The sequence below is a fragment of the Larkinella ripae genome, from assembly GCF_054780775.1.
The window spans coordinates 1-9,593 of the sequence record NZ_BAAGVR010000029.1 but is presented as its reverse complement, the minus strand read 5'-3'; the positions used below and the strand labels follow the sequence as shown (position 1 = coordinate 9,593).

At 43.1% G+C, this 9,593-nt stretch carries 9 protein-coding genes; 8 read left to right on the top strand and 1 reads right to left on the bottom strand.

What is annotated here, in order from left to right:
- Positions 1 to 23 precede the first annotated feature (23 nt).
- Positions 24 to 1,238 (bottom strand): tyrosine-type recombinase/integrase, encoded by a 1,215-nt coding sequence (locus ACYVHX_RS26445; RefSeq protein WP_460674717.1) that lies wholly within the window; start codon positions 1,236 to 1,238, stop codon positions 24 to 26.
- A 302-nt stretch (positions 1,239 to 1,540) separates the two neighbouring features.
- Between ACYVHX_RS26445 and ACYVHX_RS26440 the strand changes: the two genes are divergently transcribed.
- The 8 genes from ACYVHX_RS26440 to ACYVHX_RS26405 all read left to right on the top strand — a co-directional run bounded on the left by ACYVHX_RS26440 (position 1,541) and on the right by ACYVHX_RS26405 (position 9,373).
- The gene (locus tag ACYVHX_RS26440) at positions 1,541 to 2,884 is read left to right on the top strand and encodes a tyrosine-type recombinase/integrase (protein WP_460674716.1); all 1,344 of its coding nucleotides are present in this window, start codon (positions 1,541 to 1,543) and stop codon (positions 2,882 to 2,884) included.
- A gap of 58 nt (positions 2,885 to 2,942) precedes the next feature.
- The gene (locus ACYVHX_RS26435; protein ID WP_460674715.1) at positions 2,943 to 4,016 is read left to right on the top strand and encodes a hypothetical protein; all 1,074 of its coding nucleotides are present in this window, start codon (positions 2,943 to 2,945) and stop codon (positions 4,014 to 4,016) included.
- Between the two features lie 76 nt (positions 4,017 to 4,092).
- The gene (locus tag ACYVHX_RS26430; RefSeq protein WP_460674714.1) at positions 4,093 to 4,419 is read left to right on the top strand and encodes a helix-turn-helix domain-containing protein; all 327 of its coding nucleotides are present in this window, start codon (positions 4,093 to 4,095) and stop codon (positions 4,417 to 4,419) included.
- Positions 4,420 to 4,536: 117 nt separating this feature from the next.
- Positions 4,537 to 5,145 carry a ParA family protein gene (locus ACYVHX_RS26425; RefSeq protein WP_460674713.1) on the top strand — a complete coding sequence of 203 codons (609 nt, stop codon included), beginning with the start codon at positions 4,537 to 4,539 and terminating at the stop codon, positions 5,143 to 5,145.
- An 8-nt stretch (positions 5,146 to 5,153) separates the two neighbouring features.
- Positions 5,154 to 5,480 carry a hypothetical protein gene (locus ACYVHX_RS26420; protein WP_460674712.1) on the top strand — a complete coding sequence of 109 codons (327 nt, stop codon included), beginning with the start codon at positions 5,154 to 5,156 and terminating at the stop codon, positions 5,478 to 5,480.
- A 107-nt stretch (positions 5,481 to 5,587) separates the two neighbouring features.
- Entirely contained in the window at positions 5,588 to 6,826 is a 1,239-nt protein-coding gene (locus ACYVHX_RS26415; RefSeq protein ID WP_460674711.1) for an AAA family ATPase, read from the top strand.
- 106 nt (positions 6,827 to 6,932) lie between these two features.
- Positions 6,933 to 7,880, top strand: a complete 948-nt coding sequence (locus ACYVHX_RS26410; protein WP_460674710.1) for a hypothetical protein — start codon at positions 6,933 to 6,935, stop codon at positions 7,878 to 7,880.
- A 1,151-nt stretch (positions 7,881 to 9,031) separates the two neighbouring features.
- Positions 9,032 to 9,373 (top strand): hypothetical protein, encoded by a 342-nt coding sequence (locus ACYVHX_RS26405; protein WP_460674709.1) that lies wholly within the window; start codon positions 9,032 to 9,034, stop codon positions 9,371 to 9,373.
- Positions 9,374 to 9,593: the final 220 nt, after the last annotated feature.

The window sequence follows — 9,593 nt, the reverse complement described above, 5'->3', positions numbered from 1 at the left end:
TACTGAATTGTCTCTTCTCATTTTCACCCATTTTGTCCACTTTCATTTGACGACATACAGACATACTTCATAGTCGTTTGAATGTTGGCGTGGCCCATGTATTCCTTTAGGGTTACAACATCTCCACCCAATTCGATAAAGAGCGTTCCGAAGGTGTGCCTGGCGGTGTGGGTAGTGATTTTAAAATCCACTTCGGCGGCCTGGCCAATTTTGTCTAAAACCCGGTTTGTGTAAGGTTCGGAATACGTGTCGAACAGGCGGCCCAGCGATGTATTAATAAGTACGCGGGCCATCGGATGAAGAGGGATCCGGATCACTTTGTGATACCGCATAGTTTTTTTCGGCATGATTACCAGCCAATCACCCTTTATATTTTCGTGGTTGACGGTTTTTGCGTCACTGATGCGAAGCCCGGTAAAACAGCTAAATAAAAAGTGGCGAAGGACGATTTGCCAGGCTTCCGGAATCGAATCCTTACGATATAGCGCCAGTAGCGCCTGAAGTTGTTCTTCCGTCAAAACGTTCGGATTCGTTTCCGGTTTGGTAACCTTCACAACCTTAAAAGGATCATCGAAAACATTCCCGGCCAGTAGCGCCCGCTTCACGTACGCCCGAATATTCTTCATATTGTTTTCGACGGTGCTGGGAACGTTACCACATTCGGCCTTCATGTAGGCTCGGTAATTCTCCAGTAGTTTCGGGGTTATGGCGTGAAAGGGTAGCTGGATTTCAACCGGATCCGGCTGGGCGGCTTCCTTCCCTTTTTTCTTCTGTTTCGCGGCTTCAAACTTCACAAATTCCTTAAACTTATTAATACTACTAAGGTGGGCGTTCCGGCTACCCAGTTCAATTTTCTTTCGTTTGTAACGCTCCAAAATATCCTTTTGCGCAAACGTGAAAAAGTCCTTCCTGGATGAAAAGCTATTGAAGTCACGGATCAGGGCTTCCATCGTTAACGTCTTTCCGGATAGGCGGTATTCTTTGAAGATTTCGTTCACTTTCGCCATTTCCGAATCGATCATCATTTGATAATCCGAATGATCTTTATCGCCCTTCGTGCGGGCCAAAATCTTCCCGGCCTTCTTATCAAAATGCGATGGTGGCCAGGAAAGCTTCACGGGAAGCCGATCCTTATTTCCGTCAATACTGACATAAATGTACAGCGGTGAAGATCCATCTTTCTTCACATAATCGTCTTTGATAATCAGCTTCTTAACAAAATTCTGTGTCGTTCCCATTAGGATCAAATTCGGAATTTAGGGGGTGGAAAATACCATTCGGAACGAGATGAGAAACCAAAAAACGCCTTATACAAGCTGTATAAGGCGTTTTTGAACTAGTTCGTGAACCCGAAGGGATTACATACTTTTTAATCTGCCCTTCCTTCTTTTTACATAACATCTTATCATTCTGAGCACTATATATTAATTCTTTACTTTTCTTAACGAAAAAGAATTAAAATAAATTAAGTCAAAGCGTCCCCCAAAGCGTCCCCTTTCGTATATTTACTTTCAGCATTTAACCCGAAGCTTTTTCCATTATGCAGGCCAGCCATGACAAGGCCCGGTTCGTTCTCAGGGAACCGTCTAGCAACACTCCCACGCCTATAATCCTGCTTTACCGTTATAAGAGCAACCGTCTAAAGTACGCGACGAGTGAGAAGGTTTTACCAGCCGATTGGGATTCAAAGTTGCAGCGCGCGCAGACCAATCAGAGAAGCCGGTTTCTGCGGGAACCGTTTGAAGGAATCAATGCCCAGCTTGAGCGTTATCAGTCAGCCCTTAAACGCATTATTGCCAAATGTAAGCTGGCACAACTTGAACCGACGGTAGAACGGGTTAAAGAATTCCTTGATCAGGAGTTCGGCCGTACCCCTACCCCACCGCCAGATGAGAGATCTAAGGCTCCAACATTTTTTGAATTCACCGAGCAATTTCTCGACGATTGTAAAACCGGTAAACGGCTGACTAGCCAAAACAGGCGGTATACGCTGGGCACCGTAAAAAACTACACGACTACATTCAACCGACTTAAAGAATACCAAAAGGTCTATCCAACCCGGTTAGACTTCGACGCCTTTACGCTGACGTTCTACGGCAAATTTAAAAAGTACCTCACCTCACAAGGCTTTGCTGTCAATACCATTGGAAACTTCATCAAGAACGTCAAAATCTTTCTGAAAGAATCCTATAGAGATGAACTTCATCAGAACGAGACATTCCGTCACGAGGATTTTAAAAAGATCCAGGAAGAAACAGAAAGCATTTACCTCGGCGACGATGAGTTACAAAAAATGTATGCGCTTGATTTAAGCAAAACACCAGGTCTGGACAACGTACGGGATGCCTTCTTGATCGGATGCTATACGGGTCTTCGATTTTCTGACTTCTCACAGCTAAAACCAGAGAACATCATCCATGGTGGACGGATACTGACCGTTGAAACCCAAAAAACACGCACACGGGTTTATATTCCACTCAATCCAAATGTGCTGGCCATATGCAGTAAATATGCGGATGGGTTACCCAGAGTGATTAGTAATCAGAAATTCAACGAGCATTTAAAGGAAATCGCCAAAAGGGCTGGACTGAAAGCCATAGTTCAGGTATCGGTCACCAAAGGCGGAATGAGAATTACGAAAACAGTTGAAAAATGGAACCTCGTCACTTCACACACTGCCCGTCGGTCGTTTGCAACTAATGCATACCTAGCTGGCGTCCCAACGCTCGATATCATGAAAATCACTGGCCACAAAACAGAGACATCATTCATGAAATATATTAAAGTATCGAAGGAGGAAACGGCGCTTAGAATGTTGGCACATCCGCACTTTCAGGGTGGAATTTCAAAAGACATTATTAAGCCTCTTCATAAAGCAGTCTAATATTATACATCACCAACGTATAATTAAGTATAAAATATAAAAACACCTCACACTCTTTATGACAATAATAACTACTGAATTGGATCAGCTAAATGCTTTATTCGAAGAATGGGATAAAGCATTATCATATTATTCACTTGTTGTGATAAGCACAAAAATGATGCAAAAGTCAGACCCTGATAATGTTGAAAATATTTATAACAATATGCATATCAATAAAAGTGATATTTTAGTTTTAAAAAAAATCTCTTACAAACTGAGTTCCATTTGTTCTGATTTAAGAGATGAGATTGAACATAATTTGATGTCAATAATACACAATGAACAGGGTGTTTTATATTTGAAAAAACTTGCGAATTCTGTAAACAATATTGACTCTTTTTTTCAAATAGATTACAACAATTATTTAGATTATATTCTATCAGTAAACTTCATTTTTAATAAATCAGAGAATAATGAAAATGAAGAGGAAGGAGGTGATCGTGTTCTTATGCAAGATGAATTTGGGAACGAATATTTTGCTACAATGTATGCTGAAGGCGTGTATTTGAATAAATATCTTGATAAATATCTTGTAGATGAAGAGTATTTTTCAGAGAACACGAAAGAGCGTATTATTATTTTAATCGATAATGGAAAACAAATATTCATTAATGCAAAAAAAGTCCTACTTGACTTCATAACTTCATCGACCTTTTACAATGACTATTCGGAGTTGATCAAACTAAATGACAATTTCAGTTCAGATGAACCAAATAAAAGCCTTGAATTGAATAAACCTGAAAAAGGGTTGACAGCTCTTCAAAAGCTACTCTTTATTCGACTATTACAGAAAGCTGATTTATTCCCTCGTAAACCTATCAACTCTGACGAAGCAAGCGAATTAAAAGCTATCGCATTATTAACTGGATTAAGTTATAAAAATAATTTAAAGGGTGGAGCCGGTGCTACTAAGAAAGTAAACGAATTATTGGACGATCACTTACGTAAAAATTTAACCAATCAACAAGCCAAAGAAAAGCTTAAAGACCTCACAGCAGTGGAGGAAGCAGCTAGGTTATTAAATACGTTTAGTGTAATAGATCAAATAGAAAAGTACCGCAAAGACCTTGAAAAAATTTTATTAAAATAACAAAATTGGGGGATCCCCCAGACCCTTCCCCCTGAGTTTAAGCCCGTAAACTTGCATAAACAAACCGATAAAGTTTATGCATCAGACATGGATTACTATTCCCGTCACTATCGACGAAATGCGTCAGATGTGGCGGGAGGACATGAGATTAGTAATGAAGGCTGGCCTAGCTGAACAAATGTCATCACCAACAACTTCAGAAAACCTTCCAGATTTTCTAACAAGGAAAGAAGCTGCCCAACTTTTCAGGGTAAGCCTCGTCACCCTACATGATTGGTCGCGCGACATCCAGGATCGCCCAGCAATTATTACCCCTATCCGAATCAACGGCCGAGTTCGCTACAAGCGGGATGAGGTTCTTGCTCTTCTGAGCATTTCGCCAAAATACCGGCGAAGGATCTAATTTTTTTCTTGGGTATACATTGATTCAAATCTTCATTTCCATAAATCCACATTGCCGCCTTTCCCATTTCCGTATTAGGTTAATTGGAGAAAGGAGTAAATCTGCAAAAACACTTTTATGCATATCCTCACGATTGCCAATCAAAAAGGCGGAGTCGGAAAATCGACCCTGTCTTTCAATCTTGCTTACGGACTAGCTTCCGATTTGAAAGTTGCAGTTGCTGATACCGACCCTCAGGGCTCAATTTATAGTATGACCGACTTTCTGGAAAAGATAAACTTGGTTCAACTGGATGACGTTTTAGACGCAAAGATTATAGACGGCTACGACCTATTGATCGTCGACACCCCACCGTATTTGACACCCCGCTTACCCGAGCTTTTTGCCATTTCTGACTACGTTCTGATCCCCACCAGGGCGGGCTTTCTGGATGTCATGGCGATTAAAGCCACGATTACCCTACTCGAAAAGACCAGGGCCACCTTTCAACGAATTAAAGCCGGAATCGTCTTAAACATGGTCATGCCCCGAACCAGCGTTACCGAAGAAATACGCCAGCTTCTTAAAAATACGTACTCAATACCGATACTGGACTCGACCATTGGCCAGCGAATTAGCTATACCCGTAGCCCAATGACATCCGGAATTTTCAATTCCGACGATGAGAAAGCAAAAGGCGAACTGCTGGCCCTGGCCAGTGAAATTCTACAGCAATTAAACCAATAGAAGATAGTATGAAAACAAATGGGAATTACGCTGACACGGTGGCCAAATGGGCCGACAAGCTGAAAAAACAGTCTACGAGTACCCCTTTACAGGAAGTTCGACCCTTTCATTCACCGGTTATTGTTACGCCCATGGCGGAAACACCCACTCCGAAGTCTAAAGAGCCGCAGAAAATGGGAGCAGTCAGTAAACAGGTCCGGGTTAATTTTAACGCTGATGAGCAATTGATGGAGCGGGTCTGGATTTATTCGGCTAAAACGAAAAAGTCCCTCAAACAAATCGCAACCCTGGCGCTGACCGAATACCTTGACCGGAACCAACCCTTGGTGGTTTAGTCATTAACGTTTATACCCGTATACAAACCCGTTTGCGTATAGTAAGTAGCGTTTGTTGATCAAGGTTAACATTGGGTTCATCTCTGCATGATCAAATCGGGCTACGAATGAACACTGAGCATCAAAATATCAAGCAGCTGGCAATTATGGATATGACAGATGCCGAATTGGCCGAGACCGCAAACCTTATTTTTCGGGACGACCCGCTCGCAGGTGATTGCAATGCACATCAGGGTAGTCAATTGGATTACGAAATACTGGGTGAACAGCTCCGAGTTCATCCCGACGAGGAAATACCTCCCGATTCGGTATGTCTCACGGTAGTTTCTCCGGCGGGTGGTGAAATCACGTTTGGAACGCTGGGTAATATTTCCGCTTTCATTGGAAAAGCGAAATCCAGAAAAACATTTGCCGTTAGCATTGCTGTTGGGGCTGCTTTAAGTCGTAATCCGGTTTTGCGGATGACAGGCAAATTCGAAGCTGATAAGCGGACCATTTTGTATTTCGACACCGAACAGGGGCGTTTTCATGTTCTGCGCGCTGTGAGACGAATCTGCCGGTTGGCAGGTAACCCGTCCCCCGACAATTTGCACACGTTTGCTTTGCGTCCTCTTTCTACCCAGCAACGACTACAAATGATCAAACACAAAATATACAACACCCCGAACGTGGGCCTGGTGGTCATTGATGGCCTTCGGGATCTGGTCAAAGATATTAACGACCAGACCGAAGCAACCGACCGGATTGGTGATTTGTTAACGTGGACCGCCGAGCGAAATATTCACATCCTGACGGTCCTGCACATGAATAAAGGCAATGAGATGGCCCGGGGCGCTTTGGGAACCGAATTACAAAACAAAGCCGAAACGGTGGTGTCCATTTCGACCGATCCGCTGGACAAGACTATTTCCGTTGTGAAACCTGAATACTGCCGGGATCGGGATTTCGAGCCCTTCGCCTTTTCCGTTGATGAGACCGAGTTTCCCTACGTCCGGGAGGACTGGGTAAGCAGACAGAAAACGTCGGTTAAAAAGGACACTATGCAGGTAAATCCAAACCAGGCATCTCGTATCATCACACCGAGTTCACTTTCTAATGAAGTTCATGAATCCATTTTGCGGAATGCATTTGACGGCGTGGAACCAGGAAAGTATGAAACGACCGTCCACCGAATTCAAGGGGCTGCCGAATCGTTGGGCTACAAATTTGGGGAGAACAAAGCAAAAGGGTTTGTGACCTTTTATCAGGATCAGCGGTGGTTGACAAAGGAAGGTACCACCTACGTACTTAACCTTTCCGGATTTGAAAGCACTGATTCAACGCAGCAAAAAACTGGTTTAGTTTAACTGGTTTAATCCCCCCTAAAGGGGAGATATAAACTACTTAAACTGGTTTAAACCCACCTTAGTAAACTAGTTTAAACTAAACTACCTGAATTAAACTACTAGCCAAATGGAAAGTAATTGGCCAAGTCTGTTGGATTGCCCAATCAGCTATTTTGAGTATGACCACCAGCACCATGCGTTTGGTAACGTTCCGACCCAAAAGACCACGCTACGCCGGATGTGCACTACCAACTATTATCAGAAGCCGGTGGAGTTAATTCGGAAGGAACCGGACCAGGCCAGGCAGGATCAAATGAAGAAGTGCTTGCCTGCCTTTACGCCGGTTGCTCTTTTGCACCATCGCAAGCGTGAGACGACTTTCAAGGAGAAAATCGTAAAGCAGTGGCCGATGCTGATGGGCGATATTGATCTGAAAGATAACCAGGGGGTCGATATGGCGGACTTAAAACAGCATGTGGCACGGCTGGCTTATGTTGTGCTCTGCGCCTATTCGGTGCGTGGAGGCTTATGGTTCGTGGTTCGGCTTCCAGAAAATCAAACTCCCGAAACCCTGGCCGCCCATTTTCGTTATTTGCAGCGTTTGTTCGGAGAACGGTTTGAAATTAACCTGGATCCCTCTAAGGGTGGCAATCCCTGTGATCTGCGTTTTGTCAGCTACGATCCCGAGCCTTATATGAACGAACAGGCAACTATAATGAGCGGAAGCTATACGCCCTTGCCCCCACCCAGGCCGCGACCATCCCATGCTTTAGCTTACTTCTCAAAGGAAACTAGCCAGCTTCTGACTCGCATTGTACGCTTTGCCGAATCGGCAGGAGAAGGACAACGGCATATTCATCTGCTTAAAGCGGCCAGACTGATTGGCGGGTATGTTGCCGTTGGTCGGATAAATGAAAAGGAGGGTATTCAGGCGCTGGAAATGGTCGCCAGTCACTGGCCTAATTTTACCAAATCTCAAAAAACGATTCTTGACGGCATACAGTATGGGTTAGCAAGCCCAATAGATGAACCTAATGTTTATCCTAATCAGACAAAAGCAAGTAGCCCACATTGACATCACAGCTTGACAATCCAATTGAATACTGAGTCGGTGAAAATTCCCTGGTGCCGACTTATTCAGAGATTAGAGCGCCGACACCCTATTGTCTACTGCCAGTTTTCCAGCTATTTTCTAAATGTTCAAACGATATATTATCCACAATATGGAAAGTAAGGAATCCCTTTTTGCAGTCCAAATTCGAGCACCCCGGGGGGTAGGGAAAAAACGAGCGCCGAGCCGGGGGAGAGTCAGGGTACAGTCTCCGGCTGCGCTTGTTCGATCATTTTTCTTATCCTGAGATTCCTTGAACTGACCCAGATAAAATTCCACTTTAGAAACTGAGTAGCAGTCAAAAATCTTCGTCCAGCTTAAAAACCCGGGGACCAAGCATTTCCATTACTCGCTTCCTTTCCCGTTCATATGCCCAGGCTTGCTTAGCTTCTTTGGAATAGGAGACATGAATGTAATGATCTTTATATTTTAGCTCCAATCGCTTTTTGTGCATTGGATTGTTGTAGTAGTAATTCCAATATACGCTTTGCAGCCGTTTAAGCAGCTTTCGACAGAGCCTGATAGATTTCATATCATTTTGCAATTAGCCATTATTTAATGCCGCCCCATATTGCATTTAGATATACTCAAAATTAATAGGGTAGTGAAGCGGAGATCCGCGGCAGACAGGAATTAATTGATTTACCTGGAGAAGTTTTAGGTTTTATTTCTTGCTATCACTTTTGTGGGGAAATGGAGATTTTTCAATCGTTTAGGCTTTTCTCAAGCTATCTGACGAAACAGAAATAGCGCTGTCAGCTGCACGCCCGCAGACCGGGAAGGGAGTATCCAATGATGGTATAAACCCCAATACTGCTAACAACGCTATTAATTTACAAATTAATAGAATGTTAGAGTAATTATCAAAAGTGCCTGATGCTCATATCACTTTTGGCAGGGCAGAAAGATAAATCAGCAAAAAGCTTGAATTGATGTAGGCAAAGTAGCTCTCTAATTGAAACAATAGTTGGACTCGTAAAATAATGTTACGGTTGGCAGAATTTAGGCAGAAGACAGCTTCCAACGTTATTTATCTGCTACATTCTGCACTAAAGTTGGCTTTAGTTTGTTAACAGATTACTAGTCAGCCTATTAATCTAAAACAGATAGAACTTATGGCCGCCAACGTTCTGCGCTATCACAACCGTAATCCATTTGGAGATGTTAAATCGCGGCAAAAGACAGTTATCTTCACAGCAAGAGGCTATTATGCCAGCCAGTTAGCGACTCTTACCCCTATTGCATTACGCGTTCTTTTAAAATTGGCAAGCGACTTGAACGGGGAGGGCTATGTGTCTGCAACATTGAACCAGCTGGCAGAAGAGCTAAGTTCACCTCGGACGTATGTGAACAAAGGATTGCTGGAACTAGCACGTTTTGACATAATTAGTAAGAAAGGACGCGGGGAATATTGGATAAACCCGTCAGTTTTTCGACCGGCATTGATTGAAGTATGATCAATATATAGCCACAAAGGTTTTGAGTTTTCTACTTAAACAGTTGGCTACTACAATTTGCAATATCAAACATTCATAGCTTACTGACTAATCAATAATAGGGCAGAAACCTCTACTACTCCGGGTTAATATATCGGTTCAGAATCCAATTTTTTTAGATTGACCTTGGCCCTGAAAAGTGGACAGTGAAAAATAGAGGATTCGGACAATTGTCGTACCT